Annotated in this window: 26 protein-coding genes and 1 tRNA gene; 14 read left to right on the top strand and 13 right to left on the bottom strand. The window is 46.6% G+C overall.

Annotated features, from left to right (window positions below; genetic code table 11):
• Positions 1-18: 18 nt before the first annotated feature.
• The 3 genes from pfkA to cmk all read right to left on the bottom strand — a co-directional run bounded on the left by pfkA (position 19) and on the right by cmk (position 2708).
• Complete coding sequence (gene pfkA, locus DW039_RS01800) at positions 19-999, bottom strand: 6-phosphofructokinase (protein ID WP_005827137.1); 981 nt, start codon at positions 997-999, stop codon at positions 19-21.
• A gap of 139 nt (positions 1000-1138) precedes the next feature.
• Entirely contained in the window at positions 1139-2005 is an 867-nt protein-coding gene (locus DW039_RS01795; RefSeq protein ID WP_120381611.1) for a 4-hydroxy-3-methylbut-2-enyl diphosphate reductase, read from the bottom strand.
• Positions 2006-2012: 7 nt separating this feature from the next.
• On the bottom strand, positions 2013-2708 hold the full coding sequence (cmk, locus tag DW039_RS01790; protein WP_034525522.1) for a (d)CMP kinase: 696 nt from the start codon (positions 2706-2708) through the stop codon (positions 2013-2015).
• Between the two features lie 262 nt (positions 2709-2970).
• Here cmk and DW039_RS01785 point away from each other — a divergent pair, with 262 nt between their 5' ends.
• From DW039_RS01785 to DW039_RS01745, 9 genes are all read left to right on the top strand, one after another.
• Positions 2971-3657 (top strand): energy transducer TonB, encoded by a 687-nt coding sequence (locus tag DW039_RS01785; protein WP_005827130.1) that lies wholly within the window; start codon positions 2971-2973, stop codon positions 3655-3657.
• A gap of 80 nt (positions 3658-3737) precedes the next feature.
• Positions 3738-4712: a polyprenyl synthetase family protein gene (locus DW039_RS01780; RefSeq protein ID WP_044468428.1), complete on the top strand. Its 975-nt coding sequence runs from the start codon at positions 3738-3740 to the stop codon at positions 4710-4712.
• Between the two features lie 18 nt (positions 4713-4730).
• Complete coding sequence (locus tag DW039_RS01775) at positions 4731-5432, top strand: hypothetical protein (RefSeq protein ID WP_005827126.1); 702 nt, start codon at positions 4731-4733, stop codon at positions 5430-5432.
• An 8-nt stretch (positions 5433-5440) separates the two neighbouring features.
• Positions 5441-6220, top strand: coding sequence for a TatD family hydrolase (locus tag DW039_RS01770; RefSeq protein WP_005827124.1), 780 nt, complete (start codon positions 5441-5443; stop codon positions 6218-6220).
• A gap of 162 nt (positions 6221-6382) precedes the next feature.
• Positions 6383-6470 (top strand) — tRNA-Ser (locus tag DW039_RS01765).
• A 77-nt stretch (positions 6471-6547) separates the two neighbouring features.
• Entirely contained in the window at positions 6548-7351 is an 804-nt protein-coding gene (locus DW039_RS01760; RefSeq protein WP_009037966.1) for a MotA/TolQ/ExbB proton channel family protein, read from the top strand.
• Between the two features lie 5 nt (positions 7352-7356).
• Entirely contained in the window at positions 7357-7842 is a 486-nt protein-coding gene (locus tag DW039_RS01755; protein ID WP_005827118.1) for a hypothetical protein, read from the top strand.
• Positions 7843-7878: 36 nt separating this feature from the next.
• Positions 7879-8469: a biopolymer transporter ExbD gene (locus DW039_RS01750; protein ID WP_005827116.1), complete on the top strand. Its 591-nt coding sequence runs from the start codon at positions 7879-7881 to the stop codon at positions 8467-8469.
• A complete protein-coding gene (locus DW039_RS01745; RefSeq protein ID WP_005827114.1) occupies positions 8469-8933 on the top strand; it encodes a biopolymer transporter ExbD in 465 nt (154 codons plus the stop codon). Before DW039_RS01750 ends, DW039_RS01745 begins: the two co-directional genes overlap by 1 nt.
• Before the next feature lie 75 nt (positions 8934-9008).
• Here the strand turns inward: DW039_RS01745 and DW039_RS01740 are convergent, their stop codons facing one another.
• Entirely contained in the window at positions 9009-9545 is a 537-nt protein-coding gene (locus DW039_RS01740) for a GNAT family N-acetyltransferase (RefSeq protein WP_005827111.1), read from the bottom strand.
• A gap of 24 nt (positions 9546-9569) precedes the next feature.
• Positions 9570-10847: an IgA Peptidase M64 gene (locus DW039_RS01735; protein WP_120381610.1), complete on the bottom strand. Its 1278-nt coding sequence runs from the start codon at positions 10845-10847 to the stop codon at positions 9570-9572.
• Between the two features lie 239 nt (positions 10848-11086).
• Between DW039_RS01735 and DW039_RS01725 the strand changes: the two genes are divergently transcribed.
• Positions 11087-11563 carry an Lrp/AsnC family transcriptional regulator gene (locus DW039_RS01725; protein ID WP_005827104.1) on the top strand — a complete coding sequence of 159 codons (477 nt, stop codon included), beginning with the start codon at positions 11087-11089 and terminating at the stop codon, positions 11561-11563.
• A 2-nt stretch (positions 11564-11565) separates the two neighbouring features.
• Here DW039_RS01725 and DW039_RS01720 read toward each other — a convergent pair whose 3' ends face one another.
• The 6 genes from DW039_RS01720 to DW039_RS01695 form a co-directional block, all read right to left on the bottom strand.
• Positions 11566-12054: a dihydrofolate reductase gene (locus DW039_RS01720; protein ID WP_005833093.1), complete on the bottom strand. Its 489-nt coding sequence runs from the start codon at positions 12052-12054 to the stop codon at positions 11566-11568.
• A 45-nt stretch (positions 12055-12099) separates the two neighbouring features.
• The gene (locus tag DW039_RS01715; protein ID WP_005827101.1) at positions 12100-12894 is read right to left on the bottom strand and encodes a thymidylate synthase; all 795 of its coding nucleotides are present in this window, start codon (positions 12892-12894) and stop codon (positions 12100-12102) included.
• 72 nt (positions 12895-12966) lie between these two features.
• Entirely contained in the window at positions 12967-14196 is a 1230-nt protein-coding gene (gene cls, locus DW039_RS01710) for a cardiolipin synthase (protein WP_181979441.1), read from the bottom strand.
• 62 nt (positions 14197-14258) lie between these two features.
• Positions 14259-14585 (bottom strand): DUF5056 domain-containing protein, encoded by a 327-nt coding sequence (locus DW039_RS01705; protein WP_005827095.1) that lies wholly within the window; start codon positions 14583-14585, stop codon positions 14259-14261.
• Positions 14572-15117 (bottom strand): RNA polymerase sigma factor, encoded by a 546-nt coding sequence (locus tag DW039_RS01700; RefSeq protein WP_009037971.1) that lies wholly within the window; start codon positions 15115-15117, stop codon positions 14572-14574. The genes DW039_RS01705 and DW039_RS01700 overlap by 14 nt, the downstream gene beginning before the upstream one ends.
• A complete protein-coding gene (locus tag DW039_RS01695; protein WP_057281618.1) occupies positions 15114-15740 on the bottom strand; it encodes a DUF6249 domain-containing protein in 627 nt (208 codons plus the stop codon). The genes DW039_RS01700 and DW039_RS01695 overlap by 4 nt, the downstream gene beginning before the upstream one ends.
• 196 nt (positions 15741-15936) lie before the next feature.
• On the opposite strand from DW039_RS01695, the gene DW039_RS01685 reads away from it, so the two are divergent.
• The 4 genes from DW039_RS01685 to DW039_RS01670 all read left to right on the top strand — a co-directional run bounded on the left by DW039_RS01685 (position 15937) and on the right by DW039_RS01670 (position 21881).
• Positions 15937-16326: a hypothetical protein gene (locus tag DW039_RS01685; RefSeq protein WP_371682730.1), complete on the top strand. Its 390-nt coding sequence runs from the start codon at positions 15937-15939 to the stop codon at positions 16324-16326.
• A gap of 73 nt (positions 16327-16399) precedes the next feature.
• Positions 16400-18823: a TonB-dependent receptor gene (locus DW039_RS01680; protein ID WP_120381609.1), complete on the top strand. Its 2424-nt coding sequence runs from the start codon at positions 16400-16402 to the stop codon at positions 18821-18823.
• A gap of 90 nt (positions 18824-18913) precedes the next feature.
• The gene (locus DW039_RS01675) at positions 18914-20371 is read left to right on the top strand and encodes an rRNA cytosine-C5-methyltransferase (RefSeq protein ID WP_005827081.1); all 1458 of its coding nucleotides are present in this window, start codon (positions 18914-18916) and stop codon (positions 20369-20371) included.
• A 277-nt stretch (positions 20372-20648) separates the two neighbouring features.
• A complete protein-coding gene (locus tag DW039_RS01670; RefSeq protein WP_005827075.1) occupies positions 20649-21881 on the top strand; it encodes a serpin family protein in 1233 nt (410 codons plus the stop codon).
• Between the two features lie 56 nt (positions 21882-21937).
• On the opposite strand, the gene DW039_RS01665 is transcribed toward DW039_RS01670, so the two are convergent.
• A complete protein-coding gene (locus DW039_RS01665) occupies positions 21938-23164 on the bottom strand; it encodes a TolC family protein (RefSeq protein ID WP_005827073.1) in 1227 nt (408 codons plus the stop codon).
• The gene (locus DW039_RS01660) at positions 23157-26279 is read right to left on the bottom strand and encodes an efflux RND transporter permease subunit (RefSeq protein WP_057097545.1); all 3123 of its coding nucleotides are present in this window, start codon (positions 26277-26279) and stop codon (positions 23157-23159) included. Before DW039_RS01660 ends, DW039_RS01665 begins: the two co-directional genes overlap by 8 nt.
• Between the last annotated feature and the right edge of the window lie 74 nt (positions 26280-26353).

Genomic DNA, 26353 nt, shown 5'->3' with positions numbered 1-26353 from the left:
TATCTGAACTGTCTGTCATTAGATAGACAGTTCTCTCAATACATTTACAAGGTCTTTCTTGATGGGTTTGTCATTCTTGATGGCCTTCGTGAAGGGAACGTATACCACTTCATCGTGGTCAATGCCTATCATGACATTGCGCTGTCCTTCCATGATGGCGTCGATGGCGGCTGCGCCCAGACGGCTGGCAAGGATACGGTCGTGTGCCGTAGGGCTACCGCCGCGTTGCAAGTGACCGAGGATGGTTACGCGTACGTCATATTGGGGGTATTCGTTCTTTACACGCTCTGCATAGTGCATTGCACCGCCGGTCAGTTCACTCTCGGCTACCAGTACGATACTGCTGTTCTTGGATTTCCGGAAACCGTTCTTGATGAATTCTTCCAGTTGGTCCACTTCCGTACTGAATTCCGGGATAATGGCTGCTTCTGCTCCGGAGGCGATGGCGCCGTTCAGAGCGAGGAAACCGGCATCGCGTCCCATGACTTCTACGAAAAACAAGCGCTCATGGGAAGTGGCTGTATCACGGATTTTGTCCACAGCATCCAGGATCGTGTTCAGCGCGGTGTCGTAGCCGATAGTGGTATCTGTTCCATAAAGGTCATTGTCGATAGTTCCCGGCAGCCCGATACAAGGCACGTCAAACTCTTGTGCAAAGATACGAGCACCGGTCAGCGAACCGTCGCCTCCGATAATCACTAAGGCGTCAATGCCTTCTTTCTTCATGTTGTCGTAAGCAATTTGGCGGCCCTCGGGAGTCGTGAACTCTTTGCAGCGGGCTGTCTTCAAGATTGTACCACCCAGCTGGATGATGTTGCTGACATTTTGGCTTTTGAATTCTTTGATTTCGCCGGTTACCAGACCTTTGTAACCTCTATATATACCTTTAACTGAAAGTCCGTTGTAAATAGCAGAGCGTGTCACGGCACGTATGGCTGCGTTCATTCCCGGAGCATCACCTCCTGATGTCAAGATACCAATGCACTTAACTGTTCCCATAACAATCTTTTTGTTTAGTATTAATAATCATGATGAAAAATAGATTGGAACTATTTTTTCATGCCGCAAAGATAGTAAAAAGCTGAGGCCGTGACTAATAAATTACGTTAATTTGCTGTTCCAAAAGGATGACAAACTGTTATTTAAGTTTTGACTTTATGGCTTCTGAAATTTCTTCCATCAGCCATTTGGGGGTGGAAGTGGCTCCGCAGACACCGATGGAATTGGCACCGGCTAACAGAGAACTGTCTATTTCTCCGGCACTGTCTATCAAGTGTGAGTTGGCATTGACTTTTTTACACTCACTGAACAGCATCTTGCCGTTGGAACTTTTTTTACCGCTGACAAAGAATATTAAATCATGGGAAGCTGCAAATTTCCGGATATTAGGTATCCGGTTTGCTACTTGTCGGCAGATAGTGTCATAGGACTCGAAAGTGACTTTCGGTGAGATATGTCCCTCTATGTATTTCACAATGTTTTGAAATCCGTCCAGAGACTTTGTGGTCTGGGAATAGAGACGGATATCTTTGCTGAAATCCAGTTTCCTTGCCTCTTCCTGCTTTTCGATGACGATGGCCTTTCCCGTAGTTTGGCCTACCAGTCCCAGTACTTCGGCGTGTCCATTTTTGCCATAGATGACAATTTGTTTGTCTCGGCCGTCTTCCTGGACATACTCTTGCTTTATCTTCTTTTGCAGGCGGAGTACGACCGGGCAGGTTGCGTCAATGATTTCTATATTGTTGCGGCGGGCAATGTCATAAGTTTCGGGGGGCTCTCCATGGGCGCGCAACAGCACCTTGGCGTTGTGGAGGCGGTTGAATTCCTCATGGTTGATGGTAATCAGCCCCATTGCCTTCAGGCGTTCCACTTCACGGCTGTTGTGCACGATGTCTCCCAGACAATAGAGGGTCCCTCCTTTCGCCAGTTCCTCTTCTGCCTTGTTTATTGCAGTGACAACTCCGAAACAGAAGCCGGAGCCTTCGTCTATTTCTACTTTTGCCATATCCGGTTCAGTTCTTCTCCTTTATAACCCGTTCGAATTGTTCCGCCAGCCATTCCTTTTGTTGGGAAATGCTCAGGTGGCTGTTGTCCAACAATAAAGCGTCAGAAGCTTTGCGCAGCGGACTTACATCCCGGTTTTGGTCAATATAGTCCCGTTGTTTCACATTTTCCAGAATTTCGTCAAAGCTGGCTTCTTCCCCTTTGGCCTTTAGTTCGTCATAGCGGCGTTGTGCCCGTATCTCGGGGGTGGCGGTTACAAAAATTTTCAGCTCGGCATCCGGAAAAACGGTAGTGCCGATGTCGCGCCCGTCCATAACGATACCCTTGGCCTTGCCCATCTCTTGTTGCTGTGCCACCATAGCTTCGCGTACGAAATCCAATGTTGCAATGGGACTGACACGTGAAGACACTTCCATGGTACGGATTTTGTTTTCTACATTTACTCCGTTCAGGTAGGTATCCGGGCGTCCGGTTTCGGGGTTCAGGCGGAAAGAAATATGTATATCCTTTATTAGACTTTTCAGTTTTTCGGCATCTATGCGGTCACCCTGGAAAATACCATTCTCTATACTATATAATGTTACTGCCCGATACATGGCACCGCTATCTATATATATGTAACCAATTTCGCGGGCAAGGTCTTTGGCCATAGTGCTTTTTCCGCAAGAGGAAAAGCCGTCGATTGCTATTGTTATCTTTTTCATGACTTTTATGCTATAGTTATATAGGTATAACACCTGCAAAACAGAAAATTTCAATATTTCATTTAAAATTCTTGCCAAAGATACGGTATTTTTAAAATATCTCGTTACATTTGTGGCACAAAAGCACATGGAGGTTTTTGAAGGATTAAAAAAATGAAAATGGAGCGCCTATTGTGTAAAAAAAAACAGCAGAGCGTGAACATTCTTGGGAAAAGTGCTATATTTGCCCCAAATGAGAAACACTAAAATTATATTATAAATTATGGAAATTAAGAAATCACCTAAGGCAGACCTGGAGAGTAAGAAGTCGACTTGGCTGCTTGTCGGTTATGTAATCGTGCTCGCTTTCATGTTTGTTGCGTTCGAGTGGACAAAGCGTGACATCAAGATTGACACGAGCCAGGCTATTACCGACGTATTTTTTGAAGAGGAAATCATCCCTATTACAGAACAGCCGGAGCAGGTTACTCCTCCGCCTCCCGAAGCCCCTTCAATTGCAGAGACGTTGACTATCGTTGAAGACGATGCTGACGTGGAAGAAACGGCCATTGTATCTTCTGAAGAATTGAACCAGGCAGTGGAAATCAAATATGTTCCCGTAGCAGTGGAAGAGGAAGAACCGGAAGAACAGACTATTTTCGAGGTGGTAGAACAGATGCCTGAGTTCCCGAATGGTGGTATGGCTGGTTTGATGCAGTATTTGAGCAAGAATATTAAATATCCTACTATTGCACAGGAAAACGGAACTCAAGGCCGTGTAACTGTACAGTTCGTGGTTAATAAGGACGGTAGTATCGTAGATGCTAAAGTTCTGAGAGGCGTTGACCCGTATTTGGACAAAGAAGCTGTCCGCGTGATTATGGGCATGCCGAAGTGGAAACCCGGTATGCAGCGTGGTAAACCCGTTCGTGTTAAGTATACCGTGCCTGTAATGTTTAGATTGCAGTAATAAAATATATATAAGTGGGAGAGGCTGCCGGAATGCAGCCTCTTTTCATTATCCGCTATTCCCTAAATTCTGAAAATGCCATGTTTACAGCTTCCGAGCTTTTAGAAAGAATAAATTCTCATATTGCAGAATTGCAGTTTACCCGTACTCCTCAAGGTTTATATGCTCCCGTTACCTATGTGTTGTCCATGGGCGGAAAAAGAATCCGTCCGGTATTGATGTTGATGGCCTACAATCTGTATCAGGAGGATATTACCCGTATTTTTAACCCTGCAACGGGGATTGAAGTGTATCATAATTATACTCTTTTGCATGACGACTTGATGGACCATGCAGACCGTCGCCGTGGTAAGGAGACGGTACATAAAGTTTGGGATGACAATGCTGCCATCCTTTCGGGGGATGCAATGCTTGTATTAGCTTATCAGTTTATGGCTCAATGTCCGGTTGAACACCTGAAAGAGGTGATGGATATATTTAGCCTGACTGCACTGGAAATCTGTGAAGGACAGCAGCTGGATATGGAGTTTGAACATCGGAAGGATGTGAAGGCAGAGGAGTATCTGGAAATGATTCGTCTGAAAACTTCGGTATTGTTGGCTGCAAGCTTGAAGATTGGCGCTCTTTTGGGAGGGGCTTCTTCTGAAGATGCGGAGCAGTTGTATGATTTTGGCATGAACTTGGGTGTCGCTTTTCAGTTGAAAGATGATTTCCTGGATGTTTATGGCGATGCTGCCGTCTTTGGAAAGAATATTGGAGGTGATATTCTGTGCAATAAAAAGACCTACATGCTGATAAAGGCTTTTGAACATGCGGATGAGGAGCAGTTGACCCGCTTGAATGCTTGGGTGGATGCTGTTGCATTCAACCCGGAGGAGAAAGTTGCTGCGGTGACGGAACTGTATAACCGGATTGGCGTCAAGGAACTGTGTGAGAAAAAGATGGAAGAGTATTGTGAACGCGCAATGGAAAGTCTGTTGGCGGTGAAGGTGGCAGATGAAAAGAAAGAGGAATTGAAGAACCTGATGGCTAACCTGATGCATCGGGAAGTATAACTTTAAATCCGGGAGAAAATGCCTTATAGAAGATTGCCTAATACAGATCAAGCGAGAATACGGGCGCTGAAAGCAGTGGTCGTCAAGGGTGATATATGTAATGTGTATGATTTGGCCGTATCTTTGAAGGCGTTGACTGATGCGCGGAATTTTCTTACAAAGTTTGAAGCTGCGCAAGCTTATTATGCCGACTGTTTTGAGCGGCAGGCTCGGGCGGGACGTAAGCATCAGGCTAATGTAAAGACTGCCCGTCTGTATATTTCTCATTTTATCCAGGTGTTGAATTTAGCTGTCATCCGTTCTGAAGTGCGTATTGCTCATAAGGAATATTACGGTTTGGACACAAGCAACAATAATGTGCCTGATTTATCGACAGAGCCTGCCTTGGCAGAGTGGGGGCGTAAAATCGTGGATGGGGAAAACAAACGTATATCCCAGGGAGGAATTCCCATTTATAACCCTACGATTGCAAAAGTGAGGGTGCATTATGATATTTTCATGGATAGTTATGAGAAGCAAAAGAATCTTCAATCTTTGACAGCCCGCAGTTTGGACACCTTGGCTTCGATGCGTGCAGAGGCGGATGGTTTGATTTTGGATATATGGAACCAGGTTGAAAAGAAATTCGAGGAGGTCACTCCCAATGAGAAACGTTTGGATTTATGCCGTGATTATGGAATAATCTATTATTACCGTACCGGTGAGAAACGCAAAGAGTAAGTTGAAGAATGAGATTGATTGATTCACATTCCCATCTTTTTTTAGAAGAGTTTGCAGAGGATTTGCCTCAAGTGATGGCTCGTGCCCGTGAGGCAGGAGTCACGCATATTTTTATGCCCAATATCGATAGTACCACCATAGGACCTATGCTTCGGGTGTGCCGTGAATATAAAGGGTATTGCTATCCGATGATTGGATTGCACCCTACCTCTGTGGGTGCGGATTATGAAAAGGAGTTGGAAATAGTGGCCCGGGAGCTGGCTTCACCGAATGAATTTGTTGCGGTTGGCGAGATTGGTATGGACTTGTATTGGGATAAGACTTTTCTTAGAGAGCAGCAAAGGGTGTTGGACAAGCAGATTGAGTGGGCTTTGGAATACGGTTTGCCGGTAGTGCTGCATTGTAGGGAAGCGTTTGACCATATATATAATGTGTTGAAACCCTATCAGCAGACTCCTTTGAAAGGAATTTTCCATAGTTTTACGGGAACCTCGGAAGAGGCCTGCAGGATTATGGAATTTGCGGATTTCATGATAGGAATAAATGGTGTGGTGACTTTCAAGAAATCAACTTTGCCCGAAGTCTTGAAGAATATTCCTTTGGAACGCATCGTGCTGGAAACCGATTCCCCTTATCTGACTCCGGTTCCCAATCGAGGCAAGAGGAACGAAAGCGCATATGTTAAGGATACTTTGGTAAAGGTGGCCGGAATCTATGGGAACTCTCCTGAAAAGGTGGCCCAGGTTACTTCTGATAACGCTTTAAAAGTGTTCGGAATGCTCAAATAAGCTCTTTAAGATTTTAAAGTTTATTAATTTTGAGATTTTATTTAATATAAAACGGGGAGAATGAGGCAGAACAACAAAAAAAAGAATACATTTGTAGCTGAAAACGCTGGTGGTTCGCATTTTTTTTGTAATTTGCACCCGATTTCAGAAAAGGCGTCTATTGGAGAGATGCTCGAGTGGTTGAAGAGGCACGCCTGGAAAGCGTGTATACCCCTAAAGGGTATCCGGGGTTCGAATCCCCGTCTCTCCGCAGTGTGATAAAATGGAGATAAAACAACAAATTATAATAAATAAATTAATTAATTAATCTTAAAAATTAGACACACAATGAAAAAGTTATTTGCAATTGTTGCTGTGATGGGAGTCTTAACATTTGGCTCAACTCAACTTGCTCAGGCTCAAGATGCTCCTGCAGCTGAACAAACTGAACAAGCAGCTGTAGCACCTGCTGCTGACGCTGCTGCTCCTGCCGCTATGGAAGCTGCAGAAGGTGGTATCCACAAAGAACTCAAAACTAAGTTTATTGAAGGTACTGCATCTTTCATGAGTTTGGTAGCTATCGCATTGGTTATCGGTCTTGCATTCTGTATTGAACGTATCATTTATTTGAGCTTGGCTGAAATCAACACAAAGAAGTTCTTGGCTGCTATTGAAGCTGCTTTGGAAAAAGGTGACGTTGAAGCTGCTAAAGACATCGCACGTAACACTAGAGGTCCTATCGCTTCTATCTACTATCAAGGTCTGATGAGAATTGACCAAGGTATCGACGTAGTAGAAAAGTCAGTAGTTTCTTACGGTGGTGTACAAGCTGGTTACCTGGAAAAAGGTTGCTCTTGGATTACACTGTTCATCGCTATGGCTCCGTCTTTGGGATTCTTGGGTACTGTAATCGGTATGGTGCAGGCATTTGATAAGATCCAGCAGGTAGGTGATATCTCTCCGACGGTTGTAGCAGGTGGTATGAAGGTTGCCTTGATTACAACTATCTTCGGTTTGATCGTTGCCTTGATTCTGCAGGTATTCTATAACTACATCCTGGCTAAGATTGAAGCTTTGACCAGCGAAATGGAAGATTCTTCTATCTCTCTGTTGGATATGGTTATCAAATATGACTTGAAATACAAAAAATAATTAAGATGGCTAAGTTATCATATAAAGTATCATACTATGCACTGTATGTCATGTTCGCTATCATCTTGGTAGTGTTGGGCATGTTCTTCTTCGGTGGAGATGCTCAGGGCGATGCAGTGTTGGCAAGCGTTGACGCAGAAATGTGGCAACCGGCTCATACAGACGCATTGATTTATTTGATGTACATTCTGTTCTTTGTAGCTATTATTGCTACCGTGGTTGGTGTTTTGTTCCAATTTGGAGCTGCACTGAAAGACAATCCGGGAGCAGCGTTGAAATCTTTGATTGGTTTGGTTATATTGGTTGCAGTTGTTGTTATTTCTTGGACTATGGGTAGTGAAGAACCACTTGTTATTCCGGGTTATAGCGGAACTGAGAACGTACCTTTCTGGTTGAAGCTTACTGACATGTTCCTTTATTCTATCTATATCTTGTTTGCTGGTACAGTCTTGGCAATCATTTTTAGTAGCATTAAGAAAAAATTATCATAATCAATTGAGGTAACTCAATTTAAAGATATAATTACAATGGCTAAAAAGAAAAGAGAAGTTCCTGAAATTAACTCAAGTTCTACTGCGGACATCGCTTTCTTGTTGCTGATTTTCTTCTTGATTACAACATCTATGGATACCGACCGTGGTTTGGCAAGACGTTTGCCGCCTCCACCGGAAAAGGACCAGAAGTTGGACGATGCAAAGAAGAAGGAACGCAACGTATTGCAAGTCTTCTTGAACATGCAGGACCAGTTAATGTGCGGGAATGATTATATTACTGTTGACCAATTGCGTGCAAAAGCAAAAGAATTTATTGCCAATCCGTATAACGAAGATACAAAACCGGAAAAGATTTCTAAGAATGTTCCTTTCTTCGGTACAGTACAAGTGACGGAAGGCCATGTGATTTCTTTGCGTTGTGACCGTGGTTCTTCATACAAAGCATATATGTCTGTACAGAATGAGTTGGTAGCAGCTTATAACGAGTTGCGTGATGAATTGGCTCAGGAAAAGTGGCAGAAGAATTATATGGAGTTGGATCAAGAACAACAAGATGCAATTCGTGAAATTTATTCTCAGAAGATTTCTGAGGCAGAACCTAAAAAGTACGGAGAAAAGAAGTAATGGGAAAATTTAATAAGACTGGTAAACGTGGAATGCCGGCGTTGAACACTTCTTCTCTGCCTGACCTTATCTTCACCTTGTTGTTCTTCTTCATGATTGTAACAACGATGCGTGAGGTAACATTGAAGGTTGAGTTTAAGGTTCCGCAAGCTACAGAATTGGAGAAACTTGAAAAGAAGTCTTTGGTTACGTTTATCTATGTAGGAAAACCTACTGCCGAATTTCGTAAGAAGTTAGGTAATGAGAGCCGTATCCAGTTGAACGACAGCTATGCTGAAGTTGCTGAAATTCAAGATTACATTATTGGTGAACGTGCCAGTATGAAGGAAGAAGATCAGCCGCAGATGACAGTGTCTTTGAAAGTTGACCAAGATACGAAAATGGGTATCGTAACAGATATCAAAGAAGCGCTTCGTAAGGCTTATGCTTTGAAGATTAACTATTCTGCGCAACCGCGTCAGTAAAAGTTAGTTTAATGATATAATAAAGGTCGTTTCATTTGTTGAAACGACCTTTATTGTTTTAAGTATATTGTTTTTTTAAGATTTCACATTATATACTTCGCGGTAGATGTGTTCCTTTACAGAGTCAAAATCCTTTCCACATTCTATATCTCCATAGGCCATGATGAGCATAGGCAGGTAGTTGTCGCCTGTTTTATAGGGTGGTTGTTGGTAGGGCTTTTCCCATAAGGAGAATCCTTGCCGTTGATAGAAGTTAATGCGGCGTTTAGCCATTTCTTCTTCGGGTATTTCCACTTCCAAGACGATGGGATGTTTTAAGAGTTGGCATAAATGGTTCAGTACGCTCTTTCCATATCCGCCGTTACGCTGTGCGGGGTCAATGGCAAAATGCTCTATATAGTAAAAATGTCCGAAATCCCAGTAAGTGATGAGACCTACCGGGGTGTTGTTATGGAAGATGATATTGTTATAGAAGTGCGTTTTGGTATCTGTATACTTGCGCAATTCCTCCAGTTCCCGGTACTCCTCTGAAGGGAACGATTGAGTCATTAATTTCTCCATGTAGCTGTACAAGTCTGTGTCAGCTGTTGTAATACGTTGAAGTCTGATCATAAGTTCTTTTAGTTTAGTTTGTTTTTATTCAGTATAAAATTCAATGACGCGGCAGATGGCCCGTTGGCAGACCGGGCAGAAAGTAGGGTATTCATTGGTGCGCATGCGGCAATTGTCTGCCGGACGGTAGATGTCTTTGGCAGAATAGCCAGCTCCTTCATATACGCCTACGGGATATGTTCCACTTTCAGAAGAGGGAGTAGGAACGGGAGTTCCTTGAGCAAGCATATCTTTCCATTTGGAAGTGAAATCGATTCTTGTGCTGATGTTCTGTTCCCAGGGTTCCACATCTAGTGGATAGGTATCTGTCATCACGTCATTGTCGTAGAAGTATTCATCGGCCAGTCCGCCAAAGCTATGCCCGAACTCATGTACCACAACGGGGCGGAACATGGGATGGTGGGCGGTAGTAAGGGTATAGGAATTATAGATTCCACCGCCTCCGTATTCTTCCGTATTGGCAAGGATGATGATGTGTTCATACGGTATTCCCGCCAGCGCATCGTGTATGGATTTGACACGGGAGGTTGTCAGATACCGGTCTGAATAGAATGTGCTGAAATGAGAGCTGAATGCTGTCCGTTTCCATTCTCCGAGGCGTGGTACGCTTACTCCGCTGTCTTCGGAGGGGCTGGCCACTGCTACAATGTTGAAGTGCTTTTTCATGGACCGGAAGGGTTCGTGGGCAAACAGACTTTCGCAGGCAATGGCTGCGTCTTCGTAGAATACCGGCATCTCTTCGGGAGTATATCCTTCTGCAAGGATGGCTACGTCGATGCATTTGGCCGTATTGCCGCTTTGCAGCAGATATTTATGTGGTGTGATGTGGGCAGTACCTTTCTGATGTATCAGGATGTCGTCGGGACTGACCGTATGTTTCATGCTTGCCCGTACATTTCTACGCGGGTCGAGAAGTGTTATTTCTATTTCTGCAGGACGAAGGGGATAGGGAAGGAGAAAGGTGTTTTCGAATCCTTTGGTCACTGCTTTGGCTTCATCCGTTTCCAGCCACTCCTGGAAGAGCGAAGAAAAGGATGTTTTGTAGATTACGCTGCCATTGGCTGCATCCCGCATAATGATTTGTCCGTTTCCTTGCAAGGGCAACTCAGACAAATGATGCTTCCTTCCTGCCCAAGAGGGTAGACAAGACAATCCGTCCAGGCATATTTCTTGTCTGGCTGCATTTCCGGTAAAGATATAGTCGACACGCAGGGTCTTATCTGCAAAATAATCGGCAAAGCGTTGGGCATGCAAGGATATTGCCGCCATCAGGCATAATAGGAATAAGGAATACTTTTTCATAACAGTTCATTATTATTGCTACGACAAAGATAATATCTTTAAAGCTCATCTGCAATTTTCCGGTCGTGCGAGATGGAATTTTGCATATGCACTTTGAAATGCCTGATATGCGGTATTATTCTTTTTTTTGTAAGAAAAGTTATAAACCGTATTTTTATTGGCGAAAAAATAGCTAACTTTGCATGTTGCCGTATAGATATGCGGGAGATATAGTAATTTATTAATCATTAGAATTTGAAATGGGACATCATCAGTTGGATACTTTAGACGAACAGATTTTAAAACTTATAGCCGATAATGCACGCATTCCTTTCCTTGAAGTGGCTAGAGCTTGTAATGTATCGGGAGCAGCCATTCATCAGCGCATTCAAAAGCTGACAAACTTAGGTATATTGAAAGGTTCTGAATATGTGATTGATCCGGAGAAGATAGGATATGAAACATGCGCCTATATCGGTATCTACCTAAAGGATCCTGCTTCCTTCGATGCTGTAACGAGAGCATTGGAAGCTATTCCCGAGATTGTGGAATGCCATTTTACAACGGGCAAGTATGATATGTTCATAAAGCTTTATGCCCGCAACAACCATCATTTGCTGAGCATCATACATGATAAGTTGCAACCGCTGGGACTGGCGCGTACGGAAACCTTGATATCTTTCCATGAAGCCATCAAGCGGCAGATGCCTATAACGGTAGAAGAAGAGGAAGATTAATTCTACCGGCGGATATAATCGACGAATGCATAAGGGCAGGGATGCTTCTCATCTGCGGGATGGGACTCCCTGCTTTTTTCTTGCCATACAGTCGGAGCGACTTCGGGAAAGTAGGCATCCACCTGAGGGGCTTCTGCATCCACCTCGGTCAGGCAGAGGGCACCTGCAAAGGGGAGTGCCTGGCGATAAACGCTTGCACCGCCGATGATGTAGACGTGTTCGTCGGGCTGGCAACTGTTCAGTGCTTCTTCCAGTGAGGAAAAAACTTCTGCATCGGGACAAATCAAATCTTTTTGAGTGGACAGAACAACGTTGCGGCGGTTGGGAAGCGCGCCTTTGGGGAGAGATTCAAAGGTCTTTCGGCCCATGATGATGGTATTTCCCGTGGTGAGGGCTTTGAAACGCTTCAAATCATTGGGAAGCCAGAATAACAACCGGTTCTGATAACCGATACCTCTTTTTCTATCTACTGCGGCGATAATACTAATCATATGTGTGTAAAATTCTTTTCTCTTTCTATCTTTTTATTGTAGGATTTATACTGACACTTTCCCTGCAATATGCGGATGCGGGTTATAGTTGACCAACTCAAAATCCTCGAACTTGAAATCGAAGATGTTTTTCACATCCGGATTGATTCTCATCTGCGGCAAATCCCGCGGTTCACGAGATAGTTGGAGCTTTACCTGCTCCAGATGGTTCAGATAGATGTGGGCGTCTCCTAAGGTATGGATGAAATCTCCGGCTTTCAGTCCGGTGACTTGCGCCATCATCTGCAGGAGCAGGGCATAGGAAGCAATGTTGAAAGGCACTCCTAAAAAAATGTCCGCACTACGCTGGTACAGTTGCAGGCTCAGCCGTCCGTTGGCGACATAGAACTGGAAGAAAGCGTGGCAGGGAGGGAGGTTCATGTTGTCCAAATCGCCTACATTCCATGCGCTGACTATAATCCGGCGTGAGTCGGGATTGTGCTTGATGGTTTCTACAGCTTCGCTGATTTGGTCGATGAATCCACCTTTATAGTTCGGCCAGGAGCGCCATTGATACCCGTAGATATGTCCCAGGTCACCGTTTTCGTCCGCCCATTCGTTCCAGATGCGTACACCGTTGTCCTGAAGATATTTCACATTGGTGTCTCCTTGGAGGAACCATAGCAGTTCGTATATGATTGATTTCAGATGCAGCTTCTTGGTAGTAAGGCAGGGGAAGCCTTCATCCATGTTGAAACGCATCTGGTGGCCGAATACGCTGATGGTGCCGGTACCCGTACGGTCGCTTTTCTCTACGCCTTCGGTCAGTACGCGGTTCAGCAGGTCTAAATATTGTTTCATGATGTAGCTCTGTTTTTATCCGAACGCAAAGGTAGGGGAATTAATTAATAATTAATAATTAATAATTAAAAATTAGAGGAAGGGGGTCATCAAGTTCCCCACCCAGCCTACGAATTTCTTCCATCCGGAACGCTTTTTCCAGACTTCGGGAGTGAGTAGTGTACTGTTTTGCACGTCCCGTTCGAACATGGCATTCAGCTCATTGGTGGTCTTAGGGTCGAAGATGAAAGCGTTTGTCTCGTAGTCGTAGCGCAGGCTGCGGCTGTTGAGATTGGCGGTACCTACTGTGCAGAAAGTGCTGTCTACCATCATTATCTTGGAATGGTGGAAGCCGCCGTTGAAGAGATATATCTTGGCTCCTTTCTTCATCAGCTTATGTGCTATATAGAATGAGGCATCCGGTGTAAAGGCTATGTCTGACACGGCAGGTATCATGATTTCCACTTCAGTACCTTTTTTCAGTGCGTTCTTGATTGCCTTGCGGATTGATTTGGTCGGAACGAAATAGGGATTCACGATTCGGATATTCTTCTGTGCGGCTTGTATGGAAGCAGCATAGGCATGGCTGATGGAGCGTGGTGTTTCGCGTGGCGTGCGGTCCACGATGGCTATTTCTTCGGCAATACTGTCGGGCAGTTGCTGAGTATCCGGGAAGTAGGCAGGTCCACCTACGTGTTGTCCCGTTTCCCGGTTCCACATGGTCAGGAAGATGCCCTGCAGATAGCGCACGGCATCTCCTTCAAGATGTATGTGCATATCGTGCCATTTACCGATTTTAGGCAATCCGTTGATGTAGTAGTCGGCAATGTTCATGCCGCCGGTATAACCTATCTTGCCGTCAATCACTACTATTTTCCGATGGTCGCGGTGTATGGCATGATTCACCCAGGGAAAAGTGATAGGATCGAACTTAACGATTTCGATGCCTTGGGCGCGGATGGATTTCAGATGGCGTTCCTTCAATGGTTGGTTGTTGGACCAGTTGCCGAAGGCATCGAACATGGCACGGACTTTAACCCCCTCCTTGACTTTCTCTGCCAGAAGGCTGAACAAGGCATTGGCTATGGAGTCGTTGCGGAAGTTGAAGTATTCCAAATGGATATGATGCCGGGCATGGCGGATATTCTCGAAGAGATCGACGAACTTGTCATGGCCGGTCATCAGCAATTTCACTTCATTGTTATAAGTGACGGGGGCGCCCATTTCCTTCAAATAATTCATGACAATGGAATCGCTTGTTGCTTGCGCCCCGGCATTCCCAATAGAAAAAACGAATAATATGATGAATAGAATCTTTCTCAAAACTTTCTCCTCTTAGTTAGTTTTATGAGGGGACAAAGATACGATTTATCATTGAAAAACAACTATGCCATAGATGAAATCTTGCGGTAACCGAAATAGAGCAATACCACTCCGGCAATGATTAACGACTTGGGGTCAAGCTCTGAAGCTCCGCTCCGGATGGCAGTGTCGAAGGTTTCGCGCAAGGTGTCCAGTATCAGCTGCACTCCGTCGAGGGAGACGAACAGTACGAGGGCCAGAGTAAAGCAGAATGCTGTCCATATCTGCGCCAAGTGGCGGCTACGGTCGGGCAGATGTCGCAGTACGCGGCGGCTGAACCCGTTATCGGCTATTTCCTGCCGGTGTTCGGCAAAGAATGAAGTCAGGAGTTTATCATCATTTTCCATCATAACCATTTTGTTTTAAGTAGGAAGCCATTTTGTCTTTCGCCCGCGAGAGGTGGCTTTTTACCGTTCCCGCCGGACATCCGGTGATACCTGCAATCTTTTCGATGCTTTGGTCTTCCATGTAGAAGAGCGTGATGCAGGTGCGTTCCATTTCCTTCAGTGTGGCCAGGGCACGGTAAATGTCCATGTGCTGTCCCACGTCCTGCTGCAGTGTGCTGCATTGAGCGTCCACTCGGTACGTATCCAAATCGTCCGTTTCTTTCCGGCTGCGAATATAATCATAAAAAACGTTATAGGCAATACGGTAGAGCCAGGTTGAGAAGCTGGACAGATTCTTGAACGAAGCGATGTTTGTATAGGCCTTGATAAACGTATCTTGTGCCAGGTCGTCACTCAACTCGCTGTCGCCGCAGGTCTGGTGCAGGAAGAACCGCCGCACGGGCGACTGGTACTTCTTTACCAACTGGTCGAAGGCCCTGGTGTTGTGAAACACCACGACCTGTGCGACTAACGATATGTCACCCATCTGACTCATTTTTCTTCGTTCTTCTTCTGTTGGCTGTAGAAAATCACCAATTGCCCGAAGCCGGTGAACATGACGAGCAAGCCGATACATCCGAGACCGAATTCTCCGGTAATGGCCCAAAGGAAGATGAACAGGCCGATGCCGACGAATATGTTGTTGATGCCTTTGCTGCGGATATCCGTTGCTGCGGCTTCTTTGAAGAAGTTTTCAGGCAGTTGCTGTCCGCTGGCCAGGGCCTGTTCCGCCAGGCGGTACTTGGCTTTCCGGTTTTTATAGCGGAAGAAGAATACTACGAATATGATGAGTAGCGGCAGTCCGAATACAAAGACGATGGCTGTTACGGCAATCACGGTTTCCGAGGTCTTGCTCCCGAGGTCGAACCCATTCCAGTCCATACCGCTGCTGTGGTGGGTTCTCCATTTTTCCGGAGCATTGCTACTGCCGGCACTGTTTTCATAAGTCATGACACTGAGTGTGTCTGTTACGGTTTCTCCATTGATGACAGTGTCCCTCAATTCGATGACTCTTTTCTTGTTCCCTTGACCGTCGTTCTCTGTTACGGTTCTGTTTGCGCCTTGCACCAGTGTGCAGAACATCATGGCAAGCATTAATCCAAAAATGATACGTTTCATAATCTATGGTCTTTTAATTTGTTTCTTTGTTGGTTAGACGTATCGTCACCTTTATAAAGTTGCAAAGAGAAGATATTTTTTTTAGAAAACCGGAAATAAGACGATATTTTTAATGGAAATGCTCTATTGTCTTTTTCCTGGAATAACAAGAAGTAGGTATTTGTGACTGTAAATAGAGGTAAATATATAAACCGGGTTGTCTCTTATTGTAAATACTGCTATCTTCGCACATCTGTTTTATTGGGAAGTCTTGACGAAGTTGAAGAATATAATGAAGTATATCCTCCCTCTGCTGTTCATTGCCTATCTGGGAGGGATTACGCTGTTTACCCACTCGCATGTGGTGAATGGTGTCATCATTGTGCATTCCCATCCATTCAAGGGCCAGCATGAGCATACAGAGGTGCAGTTGGAAACCATTTTCTATCTTGCCTCTTTCGTTTCCTCTTCCCTTCCACCGTTTCCGGTTGCCGCGACGGTTTTACTTGTTTTGTTGCGTGTACTGAGCATGCCTGCCACGGAATGCATTAAGTGTGTAAAGCCTCGTGGCGGCATCTGTTTGCGCGCTCCCCCTTCCTTTCTTTGAATCCGATAGATTATGGCGATTCCGTTGTGGGATTGCGTCAACCTCATTGATTAACATATTATTTTAGAAGTACATGAAAAAATATATATTTTTTGTGGTGGGAGCAGTATGTCTGTTACTCTCATCAACCGTTTATGCCGAAGATTTGAAGAGTACCGATGCCAATATTGTCGGTCATGTAATAGAAAAAAGTACAAGGGAACATTTGCCTTATATGACAGTTTCGCTGAAAGGCACCACCATCGGGACCATGACCGATGCCACCGGTCACTATTTTCTAAAGAATCTGCCCGAAGGTGAGTTTACCTTGTCCGTCAGTGCTGTAGGGTATAAGTCGCAGGAGCGCAAAGTCGTTCTGAAACGTGGCAAGACCTTGGAGGAGAACTTTGAATTGGAAGAAGATATGGTGGCACTGGATGGAGTGGTAGTTACTGCCAATCGTAGCGAGACTGCCCGGCGCTTGGCACCTACCTTGGTCAAAGTGGTCACTCCTAAACTGTTTGAACAGACAAACTCGCATACTTTGTCGCAAGGACTGGTCTTTCAGCCCGGTGTGCGGGTAGAGACCGATTGCCAGAATTGCGGCTACTCACAAGTACGCATCAACGGCCTGGGTGGAAAATATACCCAGATATTGATAGATTCGCGTCCCATTTTCTCCTCTTTGGCAGGTGTGTATGGGCTGGAGCAGATTCCGGCCAATATGATAGAGCGTGTGGAAGTGGTGCGTGGAGGCGGTTCCGCCTTGTTCGGCTCTTCGGCCATTGCCGGAACAGTGAACATCATTACGAAGGAACCGGTCCGTAATTCAGGTTCTTTCTCGCATACCATTTCCAATTTCGACGGTTCCGGTTCGTTCGATAACAATACGGCCTTGAACCTCTCCCTTGTCTCTTCGGACAATAAGATGGGGGCTTATGTGTATGGACAAAATAGGCACCGTTCGGCCTGGGATTCCAATGGAGACGGTTTCTCCGAATTGCCGAAACTGAAGAACCAGACTATCGGTCTGAATGCTTACTACCGGACAAGTGCCTATTCCAAGCTAAGCCTTGAATACCATCATATGGAGGAATTCCGCCGTGGTGGAAGTGGTTTCAGCTTGCCGCCCCATATAGCCGAGGATGCCGACTTGAATGGTACCGGAGCACCCGGACTTGTGGAGCAGCTGAAGCACTCTATCAATACGGGTGGGCTCAAGTTCACAGCTTTCTCTAAGGACCAGAAACATACGTTCAGCACCTATGCTTCGGCTCAGCACATCGTGCGCAATAGTTATTACAGCGCTTATGGAATGACTACGGACTTTACCGGTGTGCTGGGTGCCCAGTATATTTATCATTTTGACAAGTGTCTGTTTATGCCTGCCGATTTGACCGGAGGCATTGAGTTCAATCACGACAATCTGCATGACAAGGCAACGGACGTACAGAAGTATCGTGATGCTGCTTTGGCCGAAGATCCTACGGCAACGGGTGACCGCTTGCAACAACTGATTGAGAAATATACCCCCGCCCCGTTGAACCAAGTGGTGAATATAGCAAGCGTCTATGCCCAGAATGAGTGGAAGAACGAACAGTGGAGTTTCCTGATTGGCGGGCGCGTGGATAAAAACAGCATCATGGACAAGGCTGTTTTCAGTCCCCGTGCCAATATCCGTTATAATCCTACTCAGGATGTGAATATCCGTTTCAGTTATGCTGAGGGATTCCGTGCTCCACAAGCGTTTGATGAAGATCTGCATATCAGTAATGTGGGTGGAGAGTTGGTTTCCATTGTCCGCGCCAAAGGATTGAAGGAAGAGCGTTCGCGCAGCTTCAATGCTTCGGTAGACTGGTATCATTACTTCGGAGATTTCCAGGCAAACTTACTGGTGGAAGGCTTCTACACGAAACTTTCCGACCCGTTTGTCTTGACGCCTCCGGTGAAAGACCCGGACGGTAGTGCTTATCTGATACGGACCCGCATCAATGGTTCGGGAGCTAAAGTGTATGGCGGCACATTGGAAGGAAAGGTTGCCTATAAGGATAAGGTTCAGTTGCAGGCAGGGCTGACGCTTCAACGAAGTATCTATGACTCTCCCGAAGAATGGAGTGCGGATGAGGAGCACTTGTCGGAGAAAGAACGTTACAGCGACAAGATACTGCGTACTCCCGACGTCTACGGCTACTTTACAGCTACCTATATGCCGGTTAAAGCCTTCTCAATAGCTTTGAACGGCAATTATACCGGGCGGATGTACGTTCCCCATTTGCTTTCGGAGGTGAACGGTGAGGCGGATGTATTGGTAAAGAGTCCGGACTTCTTTGAGCTTGGAACAAAGATAGCTTACGACTTTGATTTTCAAGGATTCTGTTTGCAGCTCAATGCCGGTGTACAGAATATATTCAATTCTTATCAGAAAGATTTTGATAAAGGAGCGAGCCGCGATTCCGGTTATATCTACGGACCGGGTGCACCGCGTTCCTATTTTGCAGGGGTGAAACTCAGTTTTTAAAAAGAGTATTGAACCGTGCTTTTTGTTTAGCCCCGTAGATTGGTGAAACGTATTTTGCACTATCTTTGCTGCCATAAAACAGTTCAAAGCATGAAGCTACCCTCATCTTTCACCGATTATACACGCGCCCTCTTGGGTGTGGAAGAATATGAAAAGCTGGCTGCCGCCCTGGAAGGGGAGCAGCCGGTCAGTATCCGACTGAATGAAGATAAATTACCGGAATCTTCATTCAGTCTTTTTCGTTCCTCTTTTAGGCATGTTCCTTGGTCTACTGCCGGATACTATCTGGACAAGCGGCTGACATTCACTTTTGACCCGCTGTTTCATGCAGGCTGCTACTATGTGCAGGAGGCTTCGTCTATGTTTGTGGAGCAGGCTTTGAGGCGGTATGTGGGCGAAGGACCGGTGGTGATGCTTGACCTCTGTGCGGCTCCCGGCGGGAAATCCACGCATGCCCGTAGCGTGTTGCCCGCAGGCAGTCTGCTGGTGGCCAATGAGGTAATCCGCAACCGCTCGCAGGTATTGGCGGAGAATCTTACGAAGTGGGGGCATTCCGGTGTGGTGGTCACTAATAATGACCCGGCAGATTTTTCTTCCTTGACGGACTTCTTCGACGTCATATTGACGGATGTCCCCTGCTCTGGCGAGGGGATGTTCCGTAAAGACCCCGTTGCGGTAAGTGAGTGGAGTGGGGAGAATGTGGAAATCTGCTGGCAGCGCCAGCGTCGCATCGTTACGGATATCTGGCCTTGCTTGAAGTCCGGAGGCATTCTCATCTACAGTACTTGTACCTATAATACAAAGGAAAACGAAGAGAACATCCGTTGGATACGGGATGAATTCGGGGCGGAGGTATTGCCGTTGGAAATTTCTACTGACTGGAATATTACGGGTAATCTATTGTCGGGAGAGGACTTTCCCGCCTATCGTTTCCTGCCCCATCGGACGAAGGGGGAAGGATTCTTTTTGGCAGTTCTCCGCAAACCGGGCGTGAGCGATGGGAATACCTGGGCCGGGCAGGTGAAATCCTGGGAAAAAGGAAGAAAACCTCAAGGAAAAGGAGCGAAAACTCCGGGTGTTTCCAAAGAACAGCTTTCGGCACTGCATGAGTGGTTTGCGGTTCCGGATAATTACGAATTTATCGTCAATGGCAACAACGTCAGCGCTTTCCCTAAAGCGTATCTCTCCGAACTGTCGGCTTTGCGTTCGTCACTCCGTATCGTGCAGGCTGGGGTAGATGTTGCCGAGTTGAAAGGAAAAGACTGGATGCCTGCTCATGGGCTCGCCATGAGTATAGCACTGAATCCGGATGCCTTTGCCCATGAAGAGATAGGCCGCGAGCAGGCCATCAGCTATCTGCGCAAGGAGGCTGTTGTCCTTTCGGAGACTGCTCCGCGCGGCATTGTCTTGCTCACCTACAAACAGATACCTCTAGGATTTGTCAAGAATATAGGTAACCGTGCCAATAATCTTTATCCCCAGGAATGGCGCATACGCAGCGGATATTTGCCGGAAGGGGTGCTGGAATTGGCAACAATAACCGGGTGAAATCAATCACGTTACTGCAAAGCTGCTGTATATATTTTGCAGTAGCACTGCAGAGCTGTTGCAGTGACACTGCAAATATATATGCAGCGCGACTGCAACACATATGCAGTGGTGCTGCAACACATATGCAGTGCGACTGCAAAAAATATGCAGAACTTTGCAGTATAATAATAGAGTAGGAATGTACTATTTTTTATTGTTTCTTCAATGCAGTATTTTGTTTGTTCAAGCATTTTCTATATATAGATAACTGTTTTAAAACTAATACTATTTGCTTATGCTTAAAAAAACGATTACTGCCTTAAGCCTACTTTGTATCCTTGCAGCCTGCCAGAGTGACGACAACTCTTCACCACAACCCAAGCCTCGCAAAGACATTGCCTTGACCCGTGCCGAGCAGGAGATGATGGATTTAGGAACGGATTTCGCTTTCCGTTTCTTTAATCAGGTTTGTAAAACTGAGGTGGAAAAGCCCAATCTGTTCATCTCTCCTTTGAGCGCTTCGCTCTGTCTGTCTATGATTGCCAATGGAGCGTTGGGAAACACACTATCTGAGATGACAGATGTCCTGGGCTTTTCGGGCTATTCGTTGGAAGAAATGAACAACTATAATAAGAAGCTGGTGGAGGCGTTGCTCGATTTGGACAATACCACACAGTTGGGAATTGCCAATTCCATCTGGATAAAGAAAGGGTTCGGTGTTCATGACGACTTTGTAAGCGTAAACAAAAAGATGTATGACGCGCAAGTGCAGGAGCTGGATTTTGCCTCTCCCAAGGCTCCGGACATTATAAACGGCTGGTGTGCCGGGAAAACGAATAATTGCATCCCCAAAGTCTTGAATGAGATTCCGGAGACGGCGCGTCTTTATCTGTTGAATGCGCTTTATTTCAAGGGGATTTGGAAGAATCAATTCAAAAAATCGGATACGGCAGAAGAGGCTTTTACGAATGCTGACGGAAGCAAATCGACTGTACACATGATGAATCTTCGTGACGAGAGATTCAACTATGCCGAGAATGAGTATTTCTCAATGGCAGAGTTGCCTTACGGCAATGAGGCTTTCAGTATGGTGGTGCTCTTGCCGGCAGAGGGAAAATCGTTGGATGAGTGCCTGCCGCAGCTGAATGACGAGCGCTGGGGGGAATGGAACAGTAGTTTATCAAGCTCTGCCTTGAACCTTAAGTTACCCCGGTTTGAAATGGAATATGATAAAGAACTCATTGACGATATGATGGCAATGGGAATGCAGGAGGCTTTTACTCCATCGGCCGATTTTTCCGGAATGGCGGATGAGGATTTGTTTATCAGTTTGCTGCAACAGTTCACTTATGTGAAAGTGAATGAAGAGGGGACGGAAGCTGCGGCTGTAACTGTCGGAGGAATGGACGTGGCCGCTCCCGGACCAAGTACGGTAATTCCGTTCTATGTGGACCGTCCTTTCATCTTTCTGATAAAGGAGAAGAGTACGGGAGTTATTCTGTTTATGGGTAAAGTCACAAAACTATAACTACAATATATTGAAATAGAAAGAGCTGTCTGTCAACCGCAGACAGCTCTTTCTATTTATAACCGGCTCTTGTATATCTGTGCCATTGCCTTCTGATACTGGTTTTCCAGTTGCAGGAGGTTTGTCTTGCTTTGATAGACAACCGATATTTCAACGAAGTATTCAATCATACTGATTTGTCCTCCCATAAGTGCTTGTTTCAGTAAAGAAAGGTCTTGCTGTTGATGGAAGGTGCGCTCGTATTCCTCCATGGAAGCGTGCAGGTTCTTGGCCTCTTCATAGAGTTGCCACAAGGCAGAGCTGGCTTGCAGTGCGGCGTTCTCCTTTTGGTAGTCAATGTTGAGCGCTTGTGTCTTGGCTATCTTGACCTTATTGCGGTTTTCGAAAAGCGGGAAAGAGAAGCCTACTACTACACCGTTTAGCGGATGCCCCGATTCGGTATTTCTACGGTAACCCAGTTCCAGTTTGGGCAGCCAGCCTTGCTTGCTTGCCGAAATCTGTTTCCGGGCGGCAGAACTTTCACCCTGCAAGGATTGCAGGGTGGGGTCTGAAGCCAGCAGTTCGTCGGCCAGCGGGTGGAAGTCGGCCGGCAACGGCACTGCCGGGTATTCTGTCAATCCGAGTGTTTGGGCGTCGGGTGTGGTATCGGGTCTGGGACGTCCCGGTGTGAGCGGCTGGTTTCCGTTGAGGACAAGCAGCTCTTTCAGTTTATTGTTAAGTGCCGTCTGGTTCATGCGGGCTTCCGTGCGTACATTCAGCAACTCCAGATTAATCTTGTTGGTTTCCAGTGCATTGGCATCTCCCGTTTCCAAACGCCGGGTGTACATGGCCGACAGTTCCTCCGCATTCTTCAACCGTTCGTCGAGCAGGGCTTGCTGGCGTTGCAGCATGATGATGTCCAAGCATACTTCCTTCGCTTGCAACAATATCTGCTGGCGGAAGGCGGTGGCTTGTGCATCCAGTGCATTTGTCTTGAGTCGGTTCATCTTCCCTCGGGTGGCGTAAAGCGTGGGGAAGTCGAAGCTTTGCGAGATGACCATTTCACCGACTGTCTCGTCACTGTTCTTGGAGTCCCAAAGGTGGGCGTATGACAGTGTAGGGTCGGGGAGGTTGTTGTTTGTCTTGTTCTCCAGTTTTTGTGAGGAAATGAGGTGGGAGTTAGCCTGCAATTCCTTGTTGTTGGCCTCTATCTGCTGGAGCACGGCATCAATGCCGGACGTTTGTGCGCTCATCCCCGCAAAAGCGAGGATGGCGGCGCTGAATATGAAAAATCTTTTATTCATTGTCTGACGTTTTAGGTTGTTGGTTATGGTGCATCATCAGGTAAACAATCGGAATGATGAAACCGTTCAGGAACGTGGATGTTAAAAGGCCGCCCAAGATAACCTTTGCCATCGGGCTTTGTATCTCGTTGCCCGGCAGGTCGCCACTGAGAGCCAGCGGGATAAGTGCCAGTGCACTGGATAGGGCGGTCATCAGGATTGGATTCAGACGGTCGAGCGAACCGCGGATAACGCTGTCGTAGACGCCATAGCCTTCTTCCTGCTGCAAGTGGTTGTAATGGCTGATGAGCAGCATTCCGTTTCGGGTGGCGATACCGAACAGTGAGATGAAACCGATGATGGCGGGGATACTCACTTCTCCCGTTGTGATGAGCAGGGCGAATACACCGCCTATCAATGCCAGCGGCAGATTGATAAGGATGATGGCACTCTCCTTCACACTGCGGAATTCATGGTAGAGGAGCAGGAATATCACCACGATGGACATGAACGAAGTAAGTGCCAGCGTGCGGCTTGCTGCCTGCTCGCTTTCGAATTGTCCGCCGTATTCGATGTGGTATCCTTCCGGCAGTTTGATTTGTGCGTCTACCTGGGCTTGTATATCATTGACTACACTTCGCAGGTCGCGGTCGGCCACGTTGGCGGAGATGACGATTTTACGCTTTACATTCTCGCGGCTGATGGTGTTCGGACCCATGGCCGAGCGGATTTCCGCTACATAGTTCAGTGGAATTTTCTGTCCGTCACCCGTATCAATCATCAAGTTGCGTATTTTTTCCATTTCGTCGCGTAGGTTGTCTTTCACGCGTACGGTCAGGTCGAAGCTCTTTCCCTTTTCGTAAACTTGGGAAACGGCTTCACCGGCCAGGCAGACATTGACAAACTCCGAAAATTCGGGCAGTGAAATGCCGTATTTGGCAAGCATTTCCCGTTTGGGTGAAATGACAAGTTGCGGACGCTCAATCTGCTGTTCCACGTTCAGGTCGGCAATACCGGGAATCCCCTGGATGGCACTCTTGATTTCATTGCCCAGAGTGAACATGCGGTTCAGGTCGTCGCCGAACAGTTTGATGGCGATGTTCGCCTTTGTACCGGATAGCATGGCGTCTATACGGTGGCTGATAGGCTGGCCTATTTCCACGTTTGCCCCTACAATGGTACCCAGTTTTTCGCGGACTTCTGCCACGAGCTCGCTGCGCGAGCGGTCTTTCAACTCAAACGGTGCCTCGATCTCAGAGACGTTTACTCCCAGAGCGTGTTCGTCCAGCTCTGCACGTCCCGTTTTACGGGCCACGGTCTGTATTTCGGGGATGGAAAGCAGCAGCTCCTCGGCACGGTGCCCCATCTTGTCGCTTTCTTCCAGGGAAATGCCTGGAAGCGAGGAGATATTGATGGTGAACGAACCTTCATTGAAAGGCGGCAGGAACGAGCGGCCCAGGGTGAAGAAACAGCCGAGCGCTACTACAAATAGTCCGATAGTACCTCCCAGTACCCCTTTCTTATGCCCCAATACGAAAGTCAGTGCAGAACCATACCATTGCTTCATCTTGCGTGCTACGGCAGAATCGCTGTTTTCGTTGTTTTGTTTTTTCGTTTTCTCTTTTCCCAATAGATAGGAGCAAAGTACCGGCGTTACGGTCAGTGCCACAACAGTTGAAGCCGCCAATGCCACAATGAACGCAATACCCAGTGGTACCAACATCCTACCTTCCATACCACTAAGGAAGAACAGTGGTACGAAGCTGACAATGATAATCAGCGTTGAATTGAGGATAGGCATACGCACTTCTTTCGAAGCATTGAACACCACTTCCAGAATAGGAAGTTGCTCGCCGGCAGGTTTCAGTCGGTTTTCGTGCAAACGCTTGTAGACATTCTCCACGTCCACGATGGCATCATCCACCAGCGAACCGATGGCGATAGCCATACCTCCCAGGCTCATGGTATTTATCGTAAAGCCCATATAGTGCAGGGCAAGGATGGAGGCAATCAGTGACAACGGCAGTGTCACCAGCGAGATGACTGTGGTACGTATGTTGGCAAGGAACAGGAAAAGCACGATGACAACGAAAATACCTCCCTCCAACAACGACTTCTGAACGTTTCCGATGGAACTTTCGATGAAACGGCTTTGACGGAAGATGTCTGTGGAAACCTTTACGTCTGCCGGTAAATTCTTCTGCAGGTCTTGCAGGGAAGCTTCCAGTTTGTCTGTAAGCTCCAGCGTGCTTGTGGCGGGTTGCTTGGTGACTGTCAGCAGTACGGCATGCTTACCGCGTTCCGAGGCGGTACCCAGTTTAGGAAGTTTGGCTCCGACTTGAACGTCGGCAATATCTTCCAGCAGGATAGGGGCACCGGAGACCCCGTTGCTCCGCACCACGGCCTTGGCTATCTGGTCTACCTTGTCGGTAGAAAGTACGCCGCGTACGATATATTCATTGCCATATTCATAGAGCACTCCACCATTGGCATTCAGGTTCATTTCGCGGGTGATGTTCATCACTTCGCTCAATGTTACGCCGTAATGGCGCATCCGTTCCGGGTCCAGCTGCACTTGATATTCCTTGATGTCGCCACCCAGTACGGCTACTTGTGCCACACCGCCCGTAGAGAGCAGGCGGGGACGTATGGTCCAGTCGGCAATGGTACGCAAATCCAACATAGAGGTCGAATCTGCTGTCAGACCTACAATCAGCATCTCGCCCAAAATGGACGATTGTGGGCCTAGTGTCGGCTTGCCTACGTTGGCCGGTAAGGATTCGCTGACGACTGCCAGCTTCTCACTGACAATCTGCCGGGCAAGATAGATATCTGTATCCCAGTCGAATTCTACCCAGACTACAGAAAAACCGTTCGTTGAGGAAGAGCGTACACGGCGCACACCCGTTGCACCGTTTACAGCCGTTTCTACGGGAAAAGTGACCAGCTGTTCCACTTCCTCTGCTGCCATACCATTTGCTTCGGTCATGATGACCACGGTCGGCGCATTGAGGTCAGGGAACACATCCACTTCCGTATGCATGGCGGTATAAGTACCGCCAATCAGCAACAGCACCGATGCTACCAGCACCAGGATGCGGTTCTGAAGAGAAAAACCAATTATTTTGTTTAACATCTTTTTATTTACTATTTACAATGTACAATTGGGCTGCGCAATGTCAGCCGCACTTGCTGTTTTATCTAATATTT

Source organism: Bacteroides sp. AF39-16AC (assembly GCF_003602735.1).
GTDB classification, from domain to species: domain Bacteria; phylum Bacteroidota; class Bacteroidia; order Bacteroidales; family Bacteroidaceae; genus Bacteroides; species Bacteroides uniformis.
The sequence above is the reverse complement of the archived record's forward strand: the minus strand, read 5'-3'. Positions and strand labels throughout refer to the sequence as shown.